Origin of the sequence: Roseovarius sp. A-2, assembly GCF_002072155.1 — a bacterium.
Taxonomy (GTDB): domain Bacteria; phylum Pseudomonadota; class Alphaproteobacteria; order Rhodobacterales; family Rhodobacteraceae; genus Roseovarius.
In genome coordinates this window covers 12,548-36,143 of the sequence record NZ_BDIY01000021.1, presented here as the reverse complement: position 1 = coordinate 36,143, position 23,596 = coordinate 12,548, and the positions used below count along the sequence as shown (strand labels likewise).

The 23,596-nt window shown below is 56.0% G+C and carries 22 protein-coding genes; 9 read left to right on the top strand and 13 right to left on the bottom strand.

Translation table 11 applies throughout. The features are described 5' to 3' along the window. Nucleotides 1-167 precede the first annotated feature (167 nt). Nucleotides 168-791: a DUF1638 domain-containing protein gene (locus tag BHD06_RS18080; RefSeq protein WP_080458375.1), complete on the top strand. Its 624-nt coding sequence runs from the start codon at nt 168-170 to the stop codon at nt 789-791. 154 nt (nt 792-945) lie between these two features. On the opposite strand, the gene BHD06_RS18075 is transcribed toward BHD06_RS18080, so the two are convergent. Both BHD06_RS18075 and BHD06_RS18070 read right to left on the bottom strand, forming a co-directional pair. Further along, nucleotides 946-2,112, bottom strand: a complete 1,167-nt coding sequence (locus BHD06_RS18075; RefSeq protein WP_080458374.1) for an MFS transporter — start codon at nt 2,110-2,112, stop codon at nt 946-948. Between the two features lie 275 nt (nt 2,113-2,387). After that, entirely contained in the window at nt 2,388-2,705 is a 318-nt protein-coding gene (locus BHD06_RS18070; RefSeq protein WP_080458373.1) for a helix-turn-helix transcriptional regulator, read from the bottom strand. A gap of 861 nt (nt 2,706-3,566) precedes the next feature. Between BHD06_RS18070 and BHD06_RS18060 the strand changes: the two genes are divergently transcribed. Together BHD06_RS18060 and BHD06_RS18055 are read left to right on the top strand one after the other, a co-directional pair. Then, nucleotides 3,567-4,313 carry a hypothetical protein gene (locus tag BHD06_RS18060; RefSeq protein ID WP_139784789.1) on the top strand — a complete coding sequence of 249 codons (747 nt, stop codon included), beginning with the start codon at nt 3,567-3,569 and terminating at the stop codon, nt 4,311-4,313. Continuing rightward, nucleotides 4,313-4,852 (top strand): hypothetical protein, encoded by a 540-nt coding sequence (locus BHD06_RS18055; protein ID WP_080458370.1) that lies wholly within the window; start codon nt 4,313-4,315, stop codon nt 4,850-4,852. Before BHD06_RS18060 ends, BHD06_RS18055 begins: the two co-directional genes overlap by 1 nt. A gap of 68 nt (nt 4,853-4,920) precedes the next feature. On the opposite strand, the gene BHD06_RS18050 is transcribed toward BHD06_RS18055, so the two are convergent. The 3 genes from BHD06_RS18050 to BHD06_RS18040 form a co-directional block, all read right to left on the bottom strand. Beyond that, nucleotides 4,921-8,274 carry a type ISP restriction/modification enzyme gene (locus BHD06_RS18050; RefSeq protein WP_217805692.1) on the bottom strand — a complete coding sequence of 1,118 codons (3,354 nt, stop codon included), beginning with the start codon at nt 8,272-8,274 and terminating at the stop codon, nt 4,921-4,923. A 235-nt stretch (nt 8,275-8,509) separates the two neighbouring features. Beyond that, a complete protein-coding gene (locus BHD06_RS18045; protein WP_080458369.1) occupies nt 8,510-11,008 on the bottom strand; it encodes an AAA family ATPase in 2,499 nt (832 codons plus the stop codon). Then, complete coding sequence (locus BHD06_RS18040) at nt 11,008-11,247, bottom strand: hypothetical protein (protein ID WP_139784788.1); 240 nt, start codon at nt 11,245-11,247, stop codon at nt 11,008-11,010. Before BHD06_RS18040 ends, BHD06_RS18045 begins: the two co-directional genes overlap by 1 nt. A gap of 731 nt (nt 11,248-11,978) precedes the next feature. On the opposite strand from BHD06_RS18040, the gene BHD06_RS24450 reads away from it, so the two are divergent. Together BHD06_RS24450 and BHD06_RS18035 are read left to right on the top strand one after the other, a co-directional pair. Next, on the top strand, nt 11,979-12,101 hold the full coding sequence (locus BHD06_RS24450; RefSeq protein ID WP_254892470.1) for a hypothetical protein: 123 nt from the start codon (nt 11,979-11,981) through the stop codon (nt 12,099-12,101). A gap of 1 nt (nt 12,102) precedes the next feature. Beyond that, entirely contained in the window at nt 12,103-12,387 is a 285-nt protein-coding gene (locus BHD06_RS18035) for a DNA-binding transcriptional regulator (protein WP_080458367.1), read from the top strand. Between the two features lie 65 nt (nt 12,388-12,452). Here BHD06_RS18035 and BHD06_RS23835 read toward each other — a convergent pair whose 3' ends face one another. Beyond that, nucleotides 12,453-12,611, bottom strand: a complete 159-nt coding sequence (locus tag BHD06_RS23835) for a hypothetical protein (RefSeq protein ID WP_176214403.1) — start codon at nt 12,609-12,611, stop codon at nt 12,453-12,455. A 351-nt stretch (nt 12,612-12,962) separates the two neighbouring features. Between BHD06_RS23835 and BHD06_RS18030 the strand changes: the two genes are divergently transcribed. Next, nucleotides 12,963-13,265 carry a hypothetical protein gene (locus BHD06_RS18030; RefSeq protein ID WP_080458366.1) on the top strand — a complete coding sequence of 101 codons (303 nt, stop codon included), beginning with the start codon at nt 12,963-12,965 and terminating at the stop codon, nt 13,263-13,265. Between the two features lie 324 nt (nt 13,266-13,589). Here the strand turns inward: BHD06_RS18030 and BHD06_RS18025 are convergent, their stop codons facing one another. From BHD06_RS18025 to BHD06_RS17995, 7 genes are all read right to left on the bottom strand, one after another. Continuing rightward, a complete protein-coding gene (locus BHD06_RS18025; RefSeq protein ID WP_080458365.1) occupies nt 13,590-14,780 on the bottom strand; it encodes an ABC transporter substrate-binding protein in 1,191 nt (396 codons plus the stop codon). A 23-nt stretch (nt 14,781-14,803) separates the two neighbouring features. Beyond that, the gene (locus BHD06_RS18020) at nt 14,804-16,165 is read right to left on the bottom strand and encodes a branched-chain amino acid ABC transporter permease (protein ID WP_080458364.1); all 1,362 of its coding nucleotides are present in this window, start codon (nt 16,163-16,165) and stop codon (nt 14,804-14,806) included. Beyond that, entirely contained in the window at nt 16,162-17,172 is a 1,011-nt protein-coding gene (locus BHD06_RS18015) for a branched-chain amino acid ABC transporter permease (protein ID WP_080458363.1), read from the bottom strand. Before BHD06_RS18015 ends, BHD06_RS18020 begins: the two co-directional genes overlap by 4 nt. 6 nt (nt 17,173-17,178) lie before the next feature. Further along, nucleotides 17,179-17,883, bottom strand: a complete 705-nt coding sequence (locus BHD06_RS18010; RefSeq protein ID WP_080458362.1) for an ABC transporter ATP-binding protein — start codon at nt 17,881-17,883, stop codon at nt 17,179-17,181. Next, nucleotides 17,880-18,653 (bottom strand): ABC transporter ATP-binding protein, encoded by a 774-nt coding sequence (locus BHD06_RS18005; protein ID WP_080458361.1) that lies wholly within the window; start codon nt 18,651-18,653, stop codon nt 17,880-17,882. The genes BHD06_RS18010 and BHD06_RS18005 overlap by 4 nt, the downstream gene beginning before the upstream one ends. Next, nucleotides 18,650-19,924: an FAD-dependent oxidoreductase gene (locus BHD06_RS18000; protein WP_176214402.1), complete on the bottom strand. Its 1,275-nt coding sequence runs from the start codon at nt 19,922-19,924 to the stop codon at nt 18,650-18,652. Before BHD06_RS18000 ends, BHD06_RS18005 begins: the two co-directional genes overlap by 4 nt. Nucleotides 19,925-20,118: 194 nt before the next feature. After that, nucleotides 20,119-20,583, bottom strand: a complete 465-nt coding sequence (locus tag BHD06_RS17995; protein WP_176214401.1) for an Lrp/AsnC family transcriptional regulator — start codon at nt 20,581-20,583, stop codon at nt 20,119-20,121. A 164-nt stretch (nt 20,584-20,747) separates the two neighbouring features. On the opposite strand from BHD06_RS17995, the gene BHD06_RS17990 reads away from it, so the two are divergent. The 3 genes from BHD06_RS17990 to BHD06_RS17980 are packed head-to-tail and all read left to right on the top strand — an operon-like array spanning nt 20,748 to nt 23,589. Continuing rightward, nucleotides 20,748-21,833: a low specificity L-threonine aldolase gene (locus tag BHD06_RS17990; RefSeq protein WP_080458358.1), complete on the top strand. Its 1,086-nt coding sequence runs from the start codon at nt 20,748-20,750 to the stop codon at nt 21,831-21,833. A 3-nt stretch (nt 21,834-21,836) separates the two neighbouring features. Further along, nucleotides 21,837-22,730, top strand: coding sequence for an SMP-30/gluconolactonase/LRE family protein (locus tag BHD06_RS17985; protein ID WP_080458357.1), 894 nt, complete (start codon nt 21,837-21,839; stop codon nt 22,728-22,730). A 46-nt stretch (nt 22,731-22,776) separates the two neighbouring features. Further along, nucleotides 22,777-23,589, top strand: a complete 813-nt coding sequence (locus BHD06_RS17980; protein ID WP_176214400.1) for an NAD(P)-dependent oxidoreductase — start codon at nt 22,777-22,779, stop codon at nt 23,587-23,589. The last annotated feature ends 7 nt before the right edge of the window (nt 23,590-23,596 follow it).

Below are 23,596 nucleotides of genomic sequence, written 5' to 3'. Positions count from 1 at the left end.
CCAACCGGGGCTCTGCCCGTTCAGGCTTCGGCGATCTGGCCAGCTGGCCGACGCAAGAACCTTTACCTTCCGGCTCGCTCCGTGCCCCAACCCAGTGATGTCGCGGATGCACGATTTATGACGGTTACTCGATGTATCGCAGCCCTGATTGAGATAGTCTGAATGCCATGATTGATAATCAAGATCACTACCGGTTCAGAAAAGGAACGGGGAGCACGTTGATGATCGCGTGCGGTGCGCTTGCGCGTGAGATCATTGATCTGATTGAGATGAACAAGTGGCAACACCTGGATGTCACTTGCCTGCCCGCCCGACTTCACCATGATCCCCAGTTGATCCCCGAAGCCGTCCGCAAAAAGATAAGGGCTGCGCAAGGTAATTACGAGAAAATATATGTTCTCTACGGCGACTGCGGGACAGGCGGCCTCTTGGACAAGGTGCTTGAGGAAGAAGGCGGAATCGAACGAATAGCTGGACCACACTGTTTTTCATTCTTCATGGGAAACGACGAATTTGCCGAACGCTCAGATGACGAGATCACAACATTCTATTTGACAGATTATTTTTGCCGCCACTTTGATAAATTTGTCTGGCAAGCTTTGGCTTTGGATCGGCGTCCTGACATGGCCGAATTTGTTTTTGGCAACTACACGAAGCTCCTGTTCATGCCTCAGGTGAAGGACGAGGCGCTCGAATTCAAGGCACAGGAAATCGCGGACCGATTAGGCTTGCAGTATGAATATAAATTCTGCGGCTACGGTGACTTGTTGACTGCGATGGCTGCCCCATGAACGGCCTCTTGCAATGGGGGTCATGGGCGCGTTCTTCCCGTCGATCCAAGATCCGACGCCTTGTGCGGGAAATCGCGGGCTAAATCGCTGTAGTAGGAAATAAGAGTGGCCGCTACTGGGTGGCACGCAGAAGGATTGGGGCACGTGTGGTAGCCTATGCCTCCAATTTCGCGCGCGACCGCCGCGACTCTGCCAGCCAAAACACGAGACTCGCAGCGAGCATGACAGCGACGGCCGCGTGCAGAACCTCTGCCGCCACAGCGGTCAGCAGAAAACCTGTCGCGAGCGGACCGACGGCGGCTCCAAAGTCACGCCAGGCCTGCATGCGAGCCAGGGGGGCGATGGCGTCGTCCTCGGGCGCGAGGCCCTGCGCGATGACCGCCGGGCCAAGCGAGGCAAGCGCGCCGCGGAAAATCAACATAATCAGCGCTCCGGCCACCGTCAGCCCTGCGGCGACCATAACGAAGCCCAAGGTGGTCAGCACCGCCGCCGTGACAAAGACCTTTCGGGCGCCGAACCTGTCGGCGATCCAGCCGAACAGCGGCGCCGCAATCGCCTCGCCGAAGTGCCGAACGGCGAGGAGCGCGCTGCCGCCCATGACTGCCTCCGAGAGCGATGCCTCGCGCGCGAAGATCAGGGTGATCGAAACAGCGAAAACCCCATCAACGCCGTAGCCTTGCAGAAAGTAGACGATGTCGATCGGCGTGGGGCGGGCAAGCGACGGCGTTTTGCCACGCTTGGCCGCCTCGCCCCGCGCCTTCGGCAGAGAAAAGGCGATGAGCAGGGACAGCGCCGTCGGAATGGCCAGAAGGGCAAAGGTCATATTGGGTCCGAAGACACCGATCAGCCAAGCTCCCCCCAACAGCGCCAAGATCGGGCCAAGCCGCTGGATGGCCTGTCCGATCCCCACGCGTGTCCCGATACCCCTGCGATTTTCAATGGCATAGGAGAGCGTGGCGAGCACCAGAACCGCGTATGTAAGCCCCCAGAGAACCCGAGCGGCCAGCATGATCGCCGGGCCCTGACCAAAGCCATAGATCGCCGTCGAGGCCGTCGCGGTAATGGCTGCCACCATACACATGCGCCGCACGCCCACCGCCTGCGTCAACCGCGCCAGCAGCCCATAGGCAAAGACGCGCACGAAGCGGTTGACCGAGAGCATGACCCCGACCCAGGGCAGCGTGAGACCGAAGGCCTCGGCGTAGACCGGCAGCACCGCGTAAAGAAGCGCATCCCCGAGAAGCGCCAGCGACATGATCGAAGAGGAGCCGATGATGGCGTGCCATCCGCCATGCTCGGCTTGGGGGGTATCTGTGGTCACGAAAAATGGGTCCTTAACGGGATGTAGGAATAATCAGGGCTGTTCGGTCGTGAGGGCGGTCCCAAGGCTACATCTCGGAGCATCTATAACCGCCCCCGTCGCATGGAAGAGCTCGCGCCGGTTTCCCAGCCCTAACGCCGACGCCAGCCAGACGCGGTGTTCGTTCCAGATATGGCGCAAAGCAGTCCAAAAACCGGGCGCGATAAGAGATGGGTCAGACATTGCTATATGTCCGGACTTTTAGTTGTTTTTGGGATGAAGAATGTTCAACATCGTCATGCCGCATCTTTCGAAGGCTTGATCGTGACACCGGCACAGCATTCCGAGGTCAGGAAGGCAACGAGCCCGTGCATGGCCGGGAAGTCCACGCGGTTGAACACCTCGCGCCCCTGCTTGTCCTGCACCACCAGTCCCCCATCGACGAGCGACGAAAGATGATGCGCGAGCGTTGACGGCGGAAGGCCAAGATGCTCGCCGATGTCGCCAACCCGGAGACCATCTTCGCCAGCCTTCACCAAGAGGCGAAAGATCGACAGGCGGGCATCATGTCCGAGTGCGGCGAGCGCACGGGCTTCGGGGCTGATCGTGATCATGGAGTTAAAATAACTACATTTCTGGTTTTGTAAAGCTGTCTGTCAGCTGATGGTCACCCGAGTGCTATTCACCGGACCAAGGATATACTTGCGCTGACCGCAGTAGTGAATCGTAATGCCAAGCCCATGAATTTCGATGAGATGTTTGAACACACACTCAGCGTTCTTTCAACGCCTTGTGATATATGGAAAAACGGGATGACGAGTGGAAGATTGCAGTTCTAAAAGTCGTCTTCTCAAGCAAGCTTAGATATTGCCCAAATAAGGGACTTAGAACACCCGGAACTACGTTGCCCTTCAGGGTTTTACGCAGCGGTCGAAGGGCAAAAAATATTCTGGCGGAGACGATGGGTGCGCTACATTTCATTCATCAATATGATAATAATACATAAATACTTATAACAAATATCACATACCACACTTTGCACCACACCCTGAAGCGCGAAAGCCCATCAGGTAGAGCTGTGTCCGCTTCGCGCTTCTTCAGCTGACACACGAGCTCGTAACGCTTGCAGAATAACTTCCTCGATCTCTCGAACACGGAGTCCATGGTCGTATGCGAGCGCGTCAACCAGATTGGCGATCTCCGGGTCCTTGGGACCGTATATGGGCCAGTCGTGTAGCTCATGGCTGTCAGGGTGCAATCGCCGTTCCATCAACTTTCCTCCAAATCACACTTTGGCTAAACGGGGGAGAACCGTCCCGGCGAAGCACTACTATGCACATGGGACCCACTAAGATTCTGAATTTCAAAGACCTTTCCTAAATCCATGTCTTCATTGGATTTTATTGTCATTCGCCAACTCTAGATGCTACGATGAGGACTGCGGCTCAACCCTAGAGGCCGCGATGAGTGAGACCATGAGCAAGAACTACACGCTGTATATCAAAGCCTACACGCCCGAGACCATTCCGATGGCTCGGTTGGCTCAGTACATGCAAAACCTTGCCGCTATGCTCGGTCATGATACTGCCGTTCACTTCGATACTCTGAAGCCCGGCAGCACGCAACTTGTCACGAGAATCGACCACGAGGACGTGCCGAAGGTTGCAGCTCATATCGCCCAGGTGAAGCGAGGTGAGGGTAGTCCTGAGGCAACAAGGGCCAAGACAGAGATCGACCGCTTGCTTGCGGAAGACAACGCCACTGGCTTCGTCTACGAAGACGGCGACGAGAGCGCCGAAATCATTGTCTTTCCAGGTGTGAACCGCCCCAAACCGACAACGTATGGGCCGTTCAATCAGGAAGGCACGCTCGATGGAATACTGATCAGCGTCAGCGGCGCGGATCAGACCGTGCACCTTCAGCTACAGAACGGTGAGATTAAGTATACCGGCATCGACACCAATCGCGACACTGCTCGCCGTCTTGCCAAGCATATGTACGAGCCTGTGCGTATTTTCGGCACAGGCCGATGGCTTCGTGATCAAGATGGCAATTGGATTCTGAAAAAGTTTCGTGTGGATAATTTCACCGTGCTCGCCCCCGACGATCTTAAAGACGCTATCGACCAGATGCGTGAGATCAAGGGCAGTGATTGGGCTAGTATGGATGATCCGATTGGAGCACTGAAAGCTCTGCGCGAGAAGGGCAACGGTTTCCACTGATGGTTGTTTTCGATAGTTCGATCTTGCTGCTTGTCCTTGATCCCAACGCCAAAGCGCCGGTTGACCCTGATACCGGCATTTCCGTAGAGAAGGCAGCTGAGCGGATCGAATACCTGATCACAAATCTCACCGCCGACAAAGAGAAGATCGTTATCCCGACCCCTGTCCTGAGTGAAGTGCTGGTCCATGCCGGAGGTGCCATGCAGGCATACCTCGACACCCTCAATGGACAAGCAGCCTTCAGGATCGCACCCTTCGACCAGAAGGCAGCTATCGAAGCGGCCATTGCCATGAGTGATGCGATCAAGCGCGGTGGCCATCGTATCGACGCGGCAAATCCCGACGCGACCAAAACCAAGATTAAGTTTGACCGTCAGATCGTTGCGATTGCGAAGGCAGAAGGCGCGCACGCAATCTATTCGGACGACGCTGATGTGCACAGCTACGCAAAGCACGCTGGGTTGGACGCATACCGGACGGCCGAACTCGACCTTCCCCCCGAAGACCCGCAGCAGTCCTTGGATTTCGACGAAACCTGAACGGGTCGAATATCCAGGGCAGTGCGTGAAAACTTGAGAACCTCGCACGTCCAGCAGACGCATGACAATCAAAACGCGAATTCGTCCTGTCGGTCATCTCCTGCGCGGGTCGTGGCGGAGCTGTCGTCGTCAAAAACGCCCTCGGCCCGCAGCAACTCGGCGTCGATAAGGGGGCCGGTACAGATACGCTCCAAGAGGTCGGCCTGGTCGAGCTCCAAGGCGGTCAACAGCGTCAAAACGTGAAGCAGGTTGACGAGATCTTCGGTATAGGAAGCGGGCCAGCGGTCGGGCTGGATCTGTTCCAGCGGCGACGGCGGGCGGCGGTCACCGATAATCGGACGGCTGCGGTCAAGGCGGCGGTAACTGAACCATTGGTCAATGATGTTCTTACCTGAGACCTCGTAGGCCCTGACTTCTGGCGATACATTGTCGATGAAGCCTTCGCCGACATAGAGGCGGCGCGCGGCCTCGTCATAGCTCAACTCATTGGGGAACTTGTCAGGGTCCGCCGGGATGGCTCCGCCCATTGGGATGGTGGGGCCTTCTGCGGCCCTTGGTGGACCTGCGGGGCGGTCATTCGCGGGGTCAGTGAAGCGTTCGCCGTAGGTGTGGAGCCAGACCACACGCTTGCCGATTTCCACACCCTCTTGGAACAGATCGTGGCGGGCGGTCAGCGGTATGCGTAGACCGGGCTGGATAAGGTCGACTTGAAAGCGTGCGGTATAGGCTGGGTTGGCTGCCACAGCCGCGATGTAGACCAACAGATCGGGGGCCGCTACCGGGTTGCTCAGGCTGCGCGTGAGCGCGGCCAGAAAGGCGGGACGGATATTGGATTGGGTGGCGGCTCTATCGGCCCAGAGTGGGAACACCCGCCCCCCGCGGCCGTGGTAGTGATGGAGGTCTGGAATAAGTGCGCAAATCGAACAAGCCGGTCCGTTCGTCGGAGTTCTATCTTCGGGCGAGGTGATAAAGATTTGAGACGGCCCGAAGTTCTCCCAAAGCGTCGGATTTGCTTGGTTGATAAGTCGCCCGTCAGGGACGACCCACTGGCGGTCAAGCGAACGCATAGCATATCGCACCGGTGGTATCGCCTCGCCAGTGTCACTACGAACGGGCTGGCTTCGGAAGGGATGCCCGGAAAGTCCCGCCCGAAGTTCCTTGTCAATATGTTTATCACCCGGACGCCCATTGCGCAGATGGGGATGAAACAACTTTGCTTGTTCATCCGAATCCCGCTCTGCCTTCAGCGTTTGCCATCGCTGGTCTAAAGACTGGGAATCTGGCGAGATTACCCAAGTGCGACCTGCCATCACGCCAGACCCATCCCAAAGGAATATGTCCGCTAATGGCGCCCCAGAACCCCAAACGCCTTCTGCGGGCGGCAAGAAGGGCGCTCTTGGCTGGTTCGGACAAATCTCCCATTGCGGGTCATCAATTCCAATAGTCGCCAACGCCGTGAACTTGTCTTCACGCCGAACCGCAGGTAGGCGGCGGAAACGCACGGTGGCCGGATCGGCGGTTCCTTCGTCGCTATTCCGGGCCGCAATGACGATACAAACGGGCTGCTGGACACCTTGAAAAATCCGGCTGTTTACCGGTGGCTGGTGGCCCTCGGGCGTGGCGTCGATGACCCAAATCTCATCGGCGTCACGGCGCAGGTCTGCCCTCATTTTCTGGAAGCCCGGACCATTCAAGAATCCGGCGACTGTGATGAAGCACACCACGCCTTTGCGGTCGGGCCTCGGGGTCTCGCCCTCGACGGGCGGGTCGCCAAAGACCTTCCAAGTCGCCCAACGCCAGAAATAGACATAAAGGTTTTTGAGATGTTTGAGGTGCGCTCCCGCTCCCCATTCCGGCGGGGTCTTCCATTCGTCCAGCGGTGCTGCTTCGCCATCGCGGCCTTCTTCAACCCACCCGCCGCGCCCCTTGGCTTTCTCCTTGTAGGGTGGGTTGCCGATGACCACCGTAATCGGCTCCTCACCTTTGATGCGGTTGGCCTCCTCATAGCTGGCCGTGAGAGGGGCAAAGAGGGACGGTAGGCGGGCGCGGGACTCCTCTGGGTCGCTGAGCGTGTCGGTGACGAACAGGCGAGGGTGAATGGAGCCAGAGCCGGTCAGCTCCAACAGCTCACTCAGGAGGCGGAGTTGAGCCACTACGAAGGGGCCAAACTGTAACTCGAACCCGATGAGACGGCGGGCGATTGCTTCCATCGCGCCAGGGACCGCTCCCGCCCCAAGGTCGGCCTCAACCTGCTCGGCTATATGACTCAGGATGCCCAAGAGAAAGGTGCCGGTGCCAACGGCAGGGTCAACGACTGTCACCTCGTCGGCCCGATAGCCGCTGGTCAGGGCAAAACGGGCGGGGTGGCGCAAGATATCGTCGGTCAGGCGCACCACCGCCCGCACCACTTCGGGCGGGGTGTAATATGAGCCTGTCTGCTTGCGGAGTTTGTTGTCGTAGGTTTCGAGGAAGAACTCGTAGAAATAGAGCCATGCATCATCATCGCCCCGTGACACGGTGGGCCAGTCCACAGCGTCCAGAACGCGGGTGAGCGATTTGAGAGAGGTCGCCAGCGTGTCGGGATTGGAGGTCAGAAACCCAAGCGCCGTCCCGATGAGAGAATCCGTCGTTCGGAGGTCGCGCGCCGCATGGTCGATACCATCGGCCAGCGAGACGCCACGAGCACGAGCCATTAAGAGACCGAAAACGACCGCTTGAGCGTAACCATCCGCGAACTGCTTGTCGTCAGCCTCCGGGAACAGGATTTGTCGCCAATCGGACCGCAGCGCGGCAACCTCGGAGTCGTCGGCTTCCAGTCTTTCGATGGTCTCATCCCTGAGCAGGCGGCACAGGCGGGCGGATATACGGGCCAGCTCGCGGGCGTTGCGTGGGCTGGTAGGCGTCCAGGTTAGAAAGTTGTTGAAGATGGACACAAGGTCCGCAGAACCCGTCAGACCGCCTCCAGCAGTCCGAATGTCTCCGCTGAGACGTACTATGCCGGACCCACTCGACGCCTCCTGAAGCTCACCGTCGTGCCAGACGGAGAACTCATTGCCGTCGGTGTAGATTAGGTTGGGGAGGGCTTTCAGCTTCTCCCACTGCTTCTTGTCGTGCGCGTCTGTGAACCTTCGAGGGTCTGCGCCCTTGCCGGGAGCTTTAATCTCCACGAAGCCTATGAGGTCCGACGCTGCCCCCCGTCGCCGCATAATGGCGAAGTCTGGACGGATGGCCAATTCCGGCATCGGCGTCTCGGGCACGAGGAAGATATCGGAGACACCAAGGCCGCAGATCTGGGCGAGCCCGGGAAAGAGGGTTTCAAGCGGGCCTCTTAGCTGTTCCTCGGGGCGGCCAGAAACTACAGACGAGAGGCGGCGTTGCGCTTCGATCCCGAAGCGGGAGATCAGGTCATCGAAATCGGGCACTGCTCAGCACTTTCCTTTTAAAACGGAAACTAACTCTTGCCGCAGCAAAAAAGCAATAATTCGTTACCTTCCAGTCTTCTTCTGTCTATTGTCGCCTGCTGAGACACGGTCGACATGGCCCACTCAACCGCCGCTGCTCGGACACGAAGGGGTTGGGTGCGGGTTTTTAACGACAACCGCAAAGTGCTCGATCTCCGCCTTGCCGTTGGGAGTAACCAACACTCGAACGAATAGGCTATCGCCTGGAAAGAGACCTGTACCAACGGCGCCGCGTAGGCGATGTCGATGTATCGTCGTATCCAAAGCAATCCGCCATGGCGTCGATGGAACTTATCACGCCGTTGAGTACTGGTGCGGAGAAGCTACTGCTGCCTCCTGTCGCATAGTGACTAACCCAATTGCTAACGATCGCCGGAACATGAGAGTTCAGTACATCATGAACCTGCTGCGCCTCAAGAACAAGTGTGCCTGCCCTCTGGTGCAGATCAATCGCCTCTTTGATCGCATCAAGGCAATTGCTGACCATCTTGTTCGTGTCTTTGATCGCGAAATCGAGTGGGACAGAAATATTCACCTTTCGGATTATCTGCTGGAGCTTGTATTCTAGATACTGGCGGACAATCGGCTCGGCTTCACTGATCTGTCCAGCAGAAAGAAGGGTCGTAACGCGTGTCTTGAGGCGATCAGCGCCCTGGGCCTGATGGAGAATATCTCCCATAGGGGGCGAACCCTGCAATCTATTATGATGCCAGGCTACAGTTCCGCCTTTCGTATCGAAGTATTTTTCAAGCAGCCCATCGTGACTCAGGATGATAAATTGCAGACCATCTGCATTCTGCGGATGTTGAAGCTTGGTTCTGATCAATTCCATCAGATAGAACTGGTGCCCGGCATCGAAACTCGATGTCACATCATCAAGAACAACAAAGCGGGGCGCACCAGAATGCTTCATCGCCGCCGCTAGGAAGACGGATATCGCAAGAGCGTTGCGGTAACTCTCTGACAGCAAAGCGCGCGCAGATAGCTTGCGCTGGCCATGAAAATCGCTGAGTTCTACATTCAGGTCTTCTTTGTCTGCGGCGCGTTGCAGGTCAGGCACAACGTCGCCAACCTGCATGATGTCCTTGTACATGGATTTGTACTCGGCATCGATGTCATTGATCTTGGCCTTGGACAACGCCGCCTCAGCGGCTGCAAATTTGGATGAAGCCTTGGAGATGAACGTTTTCCAGCGCTCGCGAATATCCAACCGGGCTTGATGTTCCCTTTCCTCTGATTGGCCTTGTTTGTAGCTGCCCAAAGCATCCTTGAACTGCCGCCCGTATTCCACTTGTTCAGTGAGCTGAACGAGCGATGCGGGTAGCTCAGATTCGAGGTTCGTTTTCTTTTCCTGCGCCTTCTCCAGTAAGTCTGGGACAAGGCCCGTAAGCTCGTTTGTGCGCGTAACCGCAGCGATGGCATCGATGTCGCTGACTTCGCCTGATTTCATCCTGCCATCGAAGCGCGCGAGGATGCGGCCCCCTGCATCTACGCCCAGAACCTTTGCGAGCTCGTGGTCGGACAGACACTGCCGCCAACCTGAGCCCTCCCATAGCTCCCCAAGTTCCTTCGCCTTGGCCGCTGAATCGGCATACTGGGTGAGCTGATGCTCGATATGTGCGCTTATGGAGCTCTTGAGGTCGCTCTCACAGAGGGGGCATTGGGTATCATTTGACCAAACATCGCTCTGGACCACATCCTGCGCCGCCGAATAGAGCTTTTCAAACAGATCGCCTCGGGTAGCGGCCAGCAAAGCGTCCCGCTCAGCGATAAGCGCTTTTATCCTTTTCTGCTCTTCTTCAATCGCCGTTGCGTCGTGGGCTCCCAATTCCTCTAGAGCCGAAATATCGGCAATAGCTGTCTCGAGCTCTTTGCGCTTTTCTCCGCCCTCGGCCGTCTTGATGGCATCCTTGATGGCGCCGAAATCTATGTCATCCAGAGATTTTCCGTCGAAATGTTCCTTAAGAAGTTCGACGTTGCCAAGCGCCTTTGAAACCTCGGAGGCGTATTGGTCGAGCTTGCCAACATCTTCGAGAGGCTTCCCTGTGACCTTCTCGAAATTGGATCGAAGTGCCGCCAAGGCTTGCTGAACAGCGCGTTGCGTTCCGGCGATCTGTGTCGCCAGTACCTTCATTTCGAGGTCGGTGTTTGTCGTGCGCGTATCGGACACAGCCTGCAGCGCCTGACGGCAATCGGAGTATTCCGAAAGCCCCAGAAGGGCGGAGAATGTCCGGCCACGCTCAAGCGGCGACTCTTCAATGAACCGCGAGAAGGTGCGGTAATCAAGGAGTGCAAAGGCTTCGTTCAGCGTCCCAAGAAAACCTTCGGGATCGGCGTGCCCACTGGGGCTGCTAACCGTCCGGTTTCCGCCACCATCGCGTTCCACTTTGATGGACACCACCGCACCACCGTCATCCGGCTCCAACTCGACCTCGATCATGGCCTTGTTGCCGGAATGGAAACGATTGCAGTAATAGTCCTGCGGACGTTCGTGCGCCTTCAGGTCATCAAGTTTCGGTATTGTCCCTTGAATCGCATAGTACAGCGATTCAAAAATAGAGCTTTTTCCAATTCCGTTGACAGCAAAAACGGAATTTACGGCATCTGATTTGAAACTGATGTCGAGCGGATTGCCCTGATTATTGACTCCCCGGAAGCCTTCGACCTTTAATCTTCTGAGAAAGTAGCGGGGCATCAGTCGCTCTCCGCTTCTGCGTCTTTCACAAGACGGTCATCCAGAGCGGCGGCAATAGCCTCGTTAAATGTTGTCCGGGCTTTGGTATCCCTTTCTCCGTCGCAGACAACGGCGAGAAGCTTACTCCAGTTCGCCTCAAGGATTGCCGCCATTTCAGGGTCGCTGCTTTTCACGTTGTCCAAGAACGCCTTGCAGTTTTCGGGAAAACGCTTGCAGTCGTCGAGTGAAAAATCAGTCAAGTGGTCACCCAATGGAACTTTGTTTAGTTCGTACGACCTACCAAGCAGATCATGAAAGTTTGCTCTGGTGAGTGCTATACTACAGTATTTCTGGGAGAGGTAGTCGTCCGCGTTGGCTTGGCCTTGGCATGGGCCATGTCAGCCACACACGGTTTGCGAGCAACTATATATCGCGCAGCACTCCCTGGTTGTGGGTGACGTGCCCCGGTCGAGCAATCGGCCAAAAACCGCAAGGGCTTGGAGCGTTCCGATATTTGAGGTCTCCACGCTCTAAGCCCTTGCTACCGTTGCACGAAGGTGTGGCCGAGTACCCGAGTGCATAGGTCAGACCTTTTAGGAAAGATGCAGGCTGTTCGGGAGCGCCGCGCTCCCGAACGCGCCGGCTCATCAAAGCGATTCACCGCTACAATGCCTGTGACGCCAACCGTTTTCAGGCCGAAGCATTCGCTGTTCAAGCGCCTCGACTATCAGCCCCTCGATTTCCGCCACCCGCAGGCCGTGATCCAGCGCCAAGCGACTCACCAGTTATTCGATCCGTGCGTCCCTGAGCCCATACAAACCCCAGTCATCCAGGAGGTGACTGTCAGGATGCCTTCGGACAGGCAGTTCGTTTCCGGCTTGGGATCGAACAAATGCCTGCAAACGCTGGCGCCTCTCGGTATCGTCACACATTCTCAGCCCAACCTTTCCTCGTATTCAGATGTCGGCAATTCTTCTGCGACGACATTCCCGTGTTTATGCTGGCGATTTATGGAAAGAACGACAAGGCGAACCTGACCCAAGCCGAGCACAATGAACTGGCCCGCATCCTGCCCGCGCTGGCAGATGCCTATCGAAAAAGAAAGGAGTACTAGCATGAGTTTCGGCAAAGAGCTGATCCAAAGCGCCAAGGTGGCGCTGGAAATCGCACAGGGCAATGCGGAACCTGCCGCTGTCTATGTGCCCGAGACCGTTGACGTGGCCGCGATCCGCAAGCAGCAAGGGCTTACCCTGTCCGCTTTTGCTGAACGGTATGGGCTGGCAGAAAGCACCATCAGCGATTGGGAGCAAAAACGGCGCAGCCCGGATCGGGCTGCGGTGTTGCTCCTGAAGGTGATCGAGCGCCACCCGGACATTGTGGCGCAAACTGTTCGTGCATGACCAAGGGTTTCCGACCACTTGTCATGCCATGCGTCGAAGGACGCAACCACGCGCGCCTCGGGGCCTTACTCGTAAATGACCTTCTCCCTGCGCCCGTCCTTCCAGCGCGGCAGTATCTCGCCGGTGTTCCATTCATAGAGCCACCCGACGACCTCGCGCGTCCTGGCATCGAGGATGCGCTTGATTGCCTTTGCCTTTGCTTCCAGTCTTTCCTGTCTCGGCATGGTTTCTCTCCGTTTTCATTGATCCACGAAGCACCCCGTCCCGCGCCCTCTTCATCATTGAAGGGAGGGTAAGCGCCCGCTTACCCCTGCCGAGCGGCGAGCGTGAGAGGATGGGGGTGAAGCGAAATCGACAGGGGGGGTGCGGCCCGCAGGCGTAGCCGAGGACACGGCCCTGTCTATTTCGCTTCAGGGGCAAGGAAGCCGAAACTCCTTCCCCCTTCCAAGAATAGATGTGGCGCGGCTGGCCGCGCCCCTTCTGCTTTTCAGACCGGATATACGGGGATGCTGCTTGCGCGGACGCCATCCACTAGCCACAATGGAATAGCCCGTTGAAACCACACGGATGGCAAGATGCCCGATTTGATCCTTAACTTGTCATACGACCTCTATGGGCGGCTATGCGAGCTGGCGCGGGACGATGGGGTTTCCGCTGAAACGCTGGCCCGCCAGACCATCACCTTGAAGGTCGGCTGCAACCCGTCGTCGGAGGAGACCCCGATCTCCACCGGCTTTCTGAGGCGGCATACCGACGATGTTCTGGCGATTGCCGAAAAAGAGCCCGTCTACCTTGCGGATTCGACATATCGGAAGTTCGTTTTGGTTTCAAGCGACTACGATCCGCGGCTTCTGTCACCCGCGACTTCGGAGGGGTGAGGACCAGCTAGGGGCTGTCTGCCCCCCGTGCCTGACGGCACTCCCCCAAGGACTATGCGTAGCGGACCTCCACCACAACGGTTGCGAAGGGGAAGAATGCGGGACAAAGCCACCTTTTGCAGGCTCGGCCATTGTTAACGCAGAAATCTTTCGCTCTGGCGGCATGCTGGTCGTAGCGATGCCACGCATGTCGTCGAAGCGGTCGTTTAGACCAATTTAGACGGAAAGGGCCAATTTGAGCTATGTAGTGTCTGACTTAGCGCGGCACCCGGGAGGATAAGGTGCCGCGCATCGGTGGCAAACGTTCGGTTTGATCGGAAGCCTCTATCTGACTGCAACCACTTCGAACTTTCCATCCACCACTTCGAAGATGCGATAGGTCCCGGGAGCTTCCCCAAATTCGTCGAAGACAACACTGGTCGCGCCCTCGTAGTCGATTTCTCCACCTGAGCCCAGTATTTCGAGACCTTTCGCCAGTTCGCCGGGATAAATTTTTTCGCCCGGCGCGTTTGATACATTGCGGATGTTATTGCGGATCGCTTCTCGGTCTGCAGAACCTGCTGCCTGAAGAGCGAGCGCCAATACGGCAGCTGCGTCGTAAGACTCTGCTCTGAAGCCGCCATCGCCGTCGAAACCAGCTTCAGATGCAAGTTGAATGAACCTATCCGCTGCCTCAGATGAACTTCCGGGCTGAGTCCCAAATGCGCCCTCAAGCCCAGGCCCTACGTTATCAAGGAGAACTTGGCTGATCATACCGTCTGCCAAGACAAAACTCTCGAAAGCGCCTACATCCAGTGAAGACTGAATGATTCCTCGGCCGCCTTGGTCAAATCGGCCAAATACGACCAACACCTCAGCGCCAGAGGCGGACAACGCGCCAGCTTCCGCGGAGTAATCACCTCTCCCATCCTCGTGGGCGGCATTCATGAGCACTTGGCCGCCGCGTTCGACAAAAGCAGTCTCGAAAGATGTGCTTAGGCCCTTTCCATAGTCATCGTTGACATATGAAACTGCGACGGTATCGACACCACTTTCCAGAGCATATTCTGCCAGGACGACACCCTGCCTAGCGTCCGATGGAACCGTGCGAAATGTGTAATCCCCGTCATCCAATTCGGTGATTGCCGGAGACGTTGCGGCCGGCGAAATCATTGTCACGCCGATGTTGCCGGTGACATTCTTGGTGACAGCCACGGTGATTCCGGAACACGTGGGTCCCATAATCCCTACAACACCTTCCGAAGTTACAAGACGTTCGGCAGCTGTAACCGCTGTGCTTGAGTCCTGGCAGGTACTGTCTCCACGGACCGGGACAATTGTCGCTCCGCCCAACAAAAGGCCGGACTTGGACGCTTCCTGCCAGGCCAGTTCTGCGGATAGGGCCATATTCGTGGCCAAGGACTCGGCTGGCCCTGTAAATCCGAGCAGGATGCCCATCTTGATTTCTTCGCCAAAGGCCGGGCTGGACAATAGCATCGGGACCGCCGCGGATGCCAAAATGATATTTCTGTACATTGGTCTCTCCATGTTGAAAGTTATTACTTGGCCCGGTTGTGCGGGCGCTCTGGTATCAATCCACTGGGATTGAATCGCAGGACCAAGAGAAGGATTGATCCCATGATGAGTAATCGGAGATGCTGGGATTGGGCCAAGAGTTGGGCACGTATGTCAGAGTCCTGATTCATCCAGCTTGTCGCCATGTCGACAATCCAGAACCCGAGTGGCTCGGCCTGGATCCAGACAAGCCAGATCAGGAATGCCCCGAAGATTGACCCAGCGTTGTTTCCTGAACCGCCTACGATCACCATGACCCAGATCAGAAATGTGTAGCGGAGAGGGAGGTAGGAGTTCGGAGTGAACTGGCCTTCGTACGTGACCAGCATTGCGCCTGCAATGCCCACAACTGAAGAACCGAGAACAAGAATCTGCATGTGGCGGGCACCGACATTCTTGCCCATTGCAGCCGCAGCCGTTTCATTGTCGCGAATTGCGCGGACCATGCGCCCCCAAGGTGACTTCAGGGACAGCTCGCTCAAAAGAACCAAGAAAAGGAGAACTGCGGCGAACAGGCCTGCAAAACCGAGTTTCACAATAAGGGACGCGACTTCGGCAGAATGCAATTTCAGAGCTGCATTCATCTGGGCATCCGACATCTGCGCAAGTTTGTCGCCGTTCAACCATGCAGCGATGTCTTGCACCCACCCATTGTTCTGTAAGTTCTGGATTGGGGGAAAGGGGCTTGGCAGTCCTGTCGCGTTCTTGACCCCGCGCGTTAGCCAGTCTTCATTCTTAAAGAAGGAAACGAGGATTTCAGAGATGCCTAGCGTCGCGATCGCGAGGTAGTCCGCACGAAGTCCAAGCGAAACTTTTCCGATGATATAGGCAACGGCCGCGGCGGCGGCCCCGCCGATCGGCCATGACAATATTATCGGAAGGCCCAGCCCGCCCAGGAACCCAGAAGACGCAGGTTCAAAGGCCTCGATAGCCTCTTTCGCGCCAGAGAACGCGCGAGCTGCGATCGGAACGCTTGCGAGAAGAACAATGAGAACGAGGGGCCTTCGGAGTTTGCGGGCCGCAAAGCGCCTCACTCCAACAACGATGGCAAATGCGGCAAGCAAAATCGCCAGAGCAGCAAGTATTCCACTGCCCCCCGCTGCGACCGCACCTTGAATGGGCGGGTGCGATATGAGCAAGGCAGCGGTTCCACCAACCGCGGCAAAGCCCATGATCCCGGCATTGAAGAGACCGGCATAACCCCACTGGATGTTTACTCCGAGGGCCATGACCGCAGAGATGAGGCACAGGTTCAGGATGGATAGAGTGACAGACCACGACTGTAGATACCCAGTCGCAATAAAGAGGAAAAACAAGGTTCCGAACAAGGCGATATTCCGGGTCACAGGCTCACCCCCCGAAAGAGGCCGCTCGGGCGGAGCAGCAGAACCAGAACGAGAATGGTGAACGAGATCGAGAACTTGTAGTCCGTCGGAACCAGTTGGAGGATATACCCGTTCAGGTCGATATCCGGGTAGATGTATAGAACGACTTTCCTATAGGGATAGGTCAGCGCAATTTCGGAAAACGAGATGATGAACCCGCCGACCACCGCCCCGAGCGGGTTGCCGACACCGCCAACAATGGTTGCCGCGAAAATGGGAAGTAGAATCTGGAAGTAGGTGAATGGCTTGAAACTCTTGTCGAGGCCATAGAGAACCCCGGCAACAACAGCGAGCGAGGCCGCCAAAATCCACGTTATCCTGACAACGGCTTGTGAGTTGATTCCGGATAATGTTGCAAGCGTCCTGTTGTCAGAATAGGCTCGCATGGCTGTGCCTGCCCGTGTCTTCTGAAGGAATAAGTACAGCAGTACGAACAGGAGGATCGATATAAAGACCGTGATTGCCTGTGTGCTGCGAATGGAGACGCCCTCAGCCAAGCCGGTGTATGCCTTCACCTCCGAGGCGGTAACGATGAAGCGTTCACCGTCGAAGAATTGCCGGTCCCCAGGGCCGACAAACAGCCGTACGGCCCCATTCAGAACAAACATGATGCCCAATGACGCCATCATCAGGATAACGGGCTTGGCCTTGACCTCTCGGTAGTAGGAATAGACAATCTTGTCCGCCGCCAAGGAGAAACAGACAGTGGCAAGTATGCCAATTGGCAGCGCCAAAAGGGCCGTTGGAAGCGGGTAGATCGATATGGAGGACTTCTGAAAGACCCAAGTCACCAGGATTGTGACCATCGTTCCAAAAGACATCATTTCGCCATGGGAGAAGTTAGAGAAACGAAGGACGCCAAAAATGAGAGTTACGCCTAGTGCACCCAAGGCCAACTGCGCGCCGTAGGTTATTGATGGCACCAGCACGTAGTTGGCGAAAATCAGGAATGCGTTTGCGAGTTCCAAACCGAATTATCCTCCCAAGAATGTCTTTTTGACTTCGCTGTCTTTGAGAAGGTCAGGGCCGCTTCCCGTGAACTTGTTCTCGCCCATGACGAGCACGTAGCCGGTATCAGCGATCTCAAGTGCTTGCCGCGCGTTTTGTTCGACCATGATAATGGCCATGTCCCGCGTCTTCAGATTTGAGATTTCATACAGGAGCTGCGCGGAAACGTTGGGCGATACGCCCGCGGTGGGCTCATCGAGTAGGAGAACCTGTGGATTCGTCATCAGAGCTCTGCCGACTGCAAGCTGTTGGCGCTGTCCCCCTGAAAGCGTTCCCGCAAGCTGCTTGCGTCGATCACCGAGAATTGGGAAGAGTTTGAAAACCTCCTGTTTCGTATCGGCGACGCTATCCGCTCTAAGGTAGCCGCCCATCGACAGGTTTTCATCAACGGTAAGCCCCGGGAAGATGTTCTCGGTCTGCGGCACAAAGCCGATGCCGGCCATGACCCGTTGGCGCGTATTCAGGGCATCAATGGACTTCCCATCCAAGAAGACGTCGCCGGATGTCAGCTCCAACAAGCCAAGCAAGGCCTTCATTGCTGTTGATTTTCCAGCGCCATTCGGCCCCACAATGACCGAAACTTCTCCAGGTTCGACAGATATGGAACACCCGTTGAGAATTTTGATGGGGCCATAGCCGCCATACATATTGGATCCACCGAAGAAACTCATGTGACCACCTCTGTTGCGGTGGCACCGAGGTAGGATTCGATCACCTCCGGGTCTTGCAGGATCTCATCTGCTCGCCCCGTGGTCAAAACACGGCCTTCGACCATGACAATCACGGGATCGCAGAGGCGGGAAATAAACTGCATGTCGTGTTCGATCATGCAAAACGTATAACCCCGCTCATCGTTCAGCCTTTTGATAGCGGTTCCGATTTCCCGGAGGAGGGACCGATTGACCCCGGCACCCACCTCATCGAGAAACACGATTTTCGCATCGACCATCATTGTTCGGCCGAGCTCCAAGAGCTTCTTTTGCCCGCCGGATAGGTTTCCCGCCGGTGTATGGGCGAGATGGTCCAAGTTCAGGAAATCAACGACACTTTCCGCTGTCTGTCGCAGCGCGGCCTCTTCGTGCTTTATCTTCTTTCGATTCAACCAAGTGTTTAAAATCCTCTCGCCAGATTGTTCTGCCGGAACCATCATCAGATTTTCCAGAACGCTCAATGTCGGGAATTCGTGGGCAAGCTGGAATGTCCGCAGGATGCCCTTTGCAAAAAGCTCGTGCGGCGGCAGACCGCTGATGTCTTCACCTTGGAAAACGATCTGCCCACTATCTGCGCGATGATGACCTGCGATAGTGTTGAACATGGTCGTCTTGCCCGCACCATTGGGGCCGATGAGACCAGTTATTGAGCCGGCCTCTACATCGAATGACGCGTGATCGATCGCCCGAACGCCACCGAAACCCTTCACAATATTTCGCACCGAGATCACAGCGCTGCTCCGGTACTGCGGGCACCAATGAGGTGCCAGGCCAATGCACCCATCTCGTAAAAGGGTTCGCGGAACTTCTTGAGAACAGAATATCTGGTTTGAGATAGCTTGAGCGGGAGCATGTCTGGATCATCCGTATGGAGATAGTTGGCAATCGCCTGTCCAAACATCGTTCCGGGCGCGATACCCCTGCCACTGTACCCGTAGGAACCAATAGCCCTGGGTCCCAAATCGACAAGACGGGGAAGCTGGTCGGGCGTCATCCCCATGCTTCCATGCCACGAAAATTCTAGCGGGACTGGCCCTAATTCCGGAAAGAGTTCAATTGATCTCCGCTTCAACCAACGCAGGTGTATTCCTGACAATATCGAATCCAGCTTGCCGACGCTCCCGATTATGAATCGGCCGTCGACGTCTCTGGTAAACGACGTCATTACACGGCCGGTATCCCAGCACCCCTGCCTTGACGGCAGTATGTGGTCATAATCCTTACTGAGTGGGTCGGTTGCACAATTGAAATACCAGAGCCGCCACATCGGGTTGATTGATCCAAACCTCGTATCTCTATGGTACGCATCCGTTGCAACAACCAGGGCCTGTGCAGTCAGAGTGCCGCGCGGCGTGTGGACCAACCATTGAGTGCCGGAACGTTCGATTTTCGTGGCAGGGCTGTTCTCGAAAATACGGGCGCCGTGACGCGTTGCGGCCTGGGCCAAGCCACGCAGGTACGCCAAAGGTTGAATTGACGCGGCATCTCTGTTCCACAGGCAACTTTGGAAATACTCTGTACCGAGATGTCTCTTTGTCTCATCCGCCCCCAGGACCTGCACGTCCATGCCCTGTAAGCGTTGACTTTCAGCCCGGGCCTGAAGTTCCGACAGCCCCCGGCCATCTCGCGCGCAATGGAACGTGCCGCTAGCGTTGAACTCACAGTCGATATTGTGCTTCTCGACGAGCTTTCTGACTTCGGTCGGCCCGTTGCTCAGTAGAGAGTTGAGTTTGTTGCCAGAATTCTCCCCCAAACGCGCGCATATTTCCTCTTTGGTGAGCCAAAGACCTGGATTCAGATTTCCGGAGTTTCTGCCGGAGCACCCTGCCCCAAGCGTGCTTGCCTCCAGCAGCGTCACATCGAGACCCAACTCCGCGCCATGAAGGGCCGTTGAACAGCCCGTGTAGCCGCCCCCGATCACCGCGACGTCGCAGTCCATGTCGGCATTAAGGACATTCGCCGAAAATGAGTTCCTAGCGGATGCTTTCCAAAGCTCTTTCACGCCATCGTACCCTTCCAGTTTCGAGGAAGAGTGTCGCAGTCACGGGGTGTTTGTATTGTTCAAAATTAATTAGAAAATGAAATATTTTCATATAATGTTCATCGTTAATGTAAAAATATTTCATTAAGACCGAATTGTGTGTCGCCCTTGGAAACACGCCTTGATCAACCCAAGGGTAGCCCCTTTTCATTCGGCTACCTTGTCTCGTCGAAATGCAAGAAGGGTTCAAACTTGATGGTCTTGATCGCAAAGTAACTGTTGATCGATGCTATTTCGGGAATGACCGCCAACGGTTCCGTTATCTTCTCTGCGAACTCGTCCATGTCCGACAACATGGCCACGAACATCAGGTCGCGGTCGCCAGTAACATTCAGGCAGAATGTAACTTCTGGAATGCTCCTGATGTGCCTGATCGCGTTATCCCTGGCTTGGCGCTCGTGATTGTTGAGCTTAACTTCGGAGATGGAGATGAGGGTGCTGCCTACTTTCTCCGGATTCACCAAGGCAACCTCTCTTTCGATGTAGCCTTCCGCCCTGAGGCGCCTTGTGCGGCGCATGCACGAGGGTGCCGACGTGCCAACCTCGGCGGCCAGATCAGCATTCGTGATCCGACAATCGCGCTGCAATCGGTTCAGAATCTTGCGGTCAATCTGGTCCAAGCCACTCGGTCTCCTTGACATTCTCAAACGCCTCCTCTGATGACTGTTGTGAAATCTTTGATCGATAAGTTGAGCATGAATGATCGAATGTTTCAAGAAGGCGGTCTCAAAGTGCTACTCGGCAATAGGGGTCATGCTAACTTCAAGCGCAGGATCATGAGGGGATGGTGGCGCAAGTGCTGGATGCTTCAAACGAACAGATTTTCGATTTTCGCAGTGACACACTCACGTCGCCGAGCGACGCGATGCGCAAGCGCATGGCATCAGCGGAGGTCGGCGATGATTTTTATCGAGAAGACCCGTCAATTCGCGCGCTGGAGGATTTGACGGCGACGATACTCGACAAGGAAGACGCCCTGTTTGTCCTCAGTGGCACGATGGGCAATCTGGTTTCCATCAGGTCGCAGGTTCCATCGGGTCATTCGGCAATTGTGAGCGCTACATCCCATTTGCATGTCAACGAAACTGGTCATTTGGCTTCGATTTGCGGGATTACATCACAAGCGTTTTCAACGCCCGGGGGAAAGTTCGATCTAGGCGAACTCATGAACTTCGCAAAGGCCCCCTCGCCGAATGCGCCTCGGTCGGTTCTTACGCCACCCTTGAAGCTGATTTGTGTGGAAAATACGCACAATGGAGAAGGAGGCCGTTGCCTCGACAAGCCCTATCTCAATCAGCTAAAAAGGTTCGCGGATGAACGCGATCTGATCTTCCATATGGACGGGGCTCGATTGTTTAACGCTGCGGTTGCGCTTTCAGTAGATCCTTCTGACTTGGTCGCTCCTGTTGATAGTGTGAGTTTCTGCCTCTCGAAGGGGTTGGGCGCCCCTGGCGGCGCGATGATCGCAGGTTCCAGGGACTTCATCGAGGAAGCGCGGCACTGGAGGCAGATGGTGGGTGGCGGCATGCGGCAATCGGGAATTATGGCCGCTGCGGGACACTTTGCCCTGAAGGAAAACCTGAGAAGGCTACACGAAGACCATAGCAATGCGAAGGCGCTCGCTTTGGGCTTGGACGGGTTGGGTTTCGAAGTTGCCGTCGAAACAGTGGAAACAAACATCGTTATGGCCTTTTTGCCGAAAGAACTCGGCGAGCCTGCGTCGCTCCATAAGAGACTGTATCAGTCTGGTGTCCGCGTGTTGCCTCCAAAAGGAAATCGTCTGCGCTTTGTCACCCATATGGGATTGAACTCCGATGACATTGAGGCGGCCCTGACGGTAATTGGCAGGTTGGTTGAAGGAAGGAGCTGAAGAATGAACATCGACAAACCGACATGCGTTGTGAATGAGCGCAACACGCTGGGCGAAGGCCCCCTCTGGGACGAAGAGCAGAAAGCTCTTTACTGGGTGGATGTCACTGAGAAAATTATCCATCGATACGATCCGAAAACACAGCAATTGGAAAAGTTCGCGGCACCGGATGAATTCAGTGCAATTGCCTTGTGTGAACAAGACGGCAAGTTGATCGCCGGGACTCGGGACGGATTTGCATTTTTTAACCTCGAATCCGGCGCGTTCGACCTATTCGCCGACCCTGAACGCCCGCACCCGCAGAACCGTATGAATGACGGCGCTTGTGATCCCCTGGGGCGGTTTTGGTGTGGCAGTATTCACGAGGTCTCAGATCCAGCGCTTCGCCAGCCGATTGCATCGGTTTACAGAGTAGACGGTGATCATTCCGTAGTTAAGGAACTCTCTGGCATCAAGACCAGCAATGGGTTCGCCTGGAGTCCGGATGGGCAAACGATGTACTTTACCGATACGCCAACGCTCAACATCATGGCCTATGATTACGATCTGAAGAACGGAACGATCTCCAACGGGCGAATTTTCGCGACGGTCCCTCCGAACCAGGGTCGACCTGATGGCGCCGCTGTCGATGAAACAGGATGCCTTTGGAGTGCGCATTTTGCCGGTTCGAGAGTCACGAGGTATTCTCCTGAAGGGGAGGTGCTCGACACAGTGCTGTTACCCGTTGAGAATGTGACCTCCTGTGCTTTTGGCGGTGAGGATATGTCGACCCTCTTCATCACGACAGCTACGGAAGACCTGACCGAACAGCAGCTCAACGAGCAACCGCTCGCGGGTGGATTGTTTGCGTACTGCCCCGGGGTGCGTGGGCTGCCAATGCACCGGTTTGCAGGGTAGCGCAACCGAACCAACAGACACCAACTCGAATGCTATGGGAAAGAATATGAAACGAATTTTGCTTGTCGGCGCGGCCGGGCGTATCGGAAAAGTCTTGCGGGCAGGCCTTGCGGGCCCGGACAGAATATTGCGCCTTGTTGATATTGCGCCGCTTGGAGTCGCTGCTGAGCGCGAGGAGATATGCAATATTGATGCGACCGATCTCGATGCGTTGATCCTGGCCATGAAGGACGTCGATGTCGTCGTCAATCTTGCCGCTTTTCCGGAAGAAGCCGACTGGGAAACGATTTTCCCGCTGAACTATGATCTCACACGGACAGCATTCGAAGCGGCCCGCCAAGCCAGGGTGACACGCTTTGTATATGCAAGTTCGGTGCAGGCGGTCGGGTTCCACCCTCTCGCCACAACGATTACCGATGATGTGCGCATAAAGCCGAGTGGCTTCTATGGCGTCTCAAAGGCGTTCGGTGAGGCTTTGGGAAGCCTCTATGCAGACAAATATGGGCTAAGCGTCGGCTGCTTGCGCATTGCATCCTTTGAAGAAAGACCGACTGACGAAAGGATGCTGTCCACTTGGTTGAGCTTTGACGATGGAATTCATCTGTTCAACTGCGCGATCGACGCCCCGGATCACCACTATTATCGGGTGTTTGGTGTTTCAAACAATACGCGCAGTCGCGTCGACAATTCACATGTCGCCTGGCTCGGGTATCGCCCTTCATCCGATGCCGAAGACTATCTCGACGAGGTAAGAGCCACGGGCAAGCAATTGGGACCACTCGGGGGTATCACTCAGGGAGGGGGAGCGTGTGATGTTGGTTTCTCCGGCGATTCAGATGCCGCCCTCAAAGCCTGCTGACCGCGGC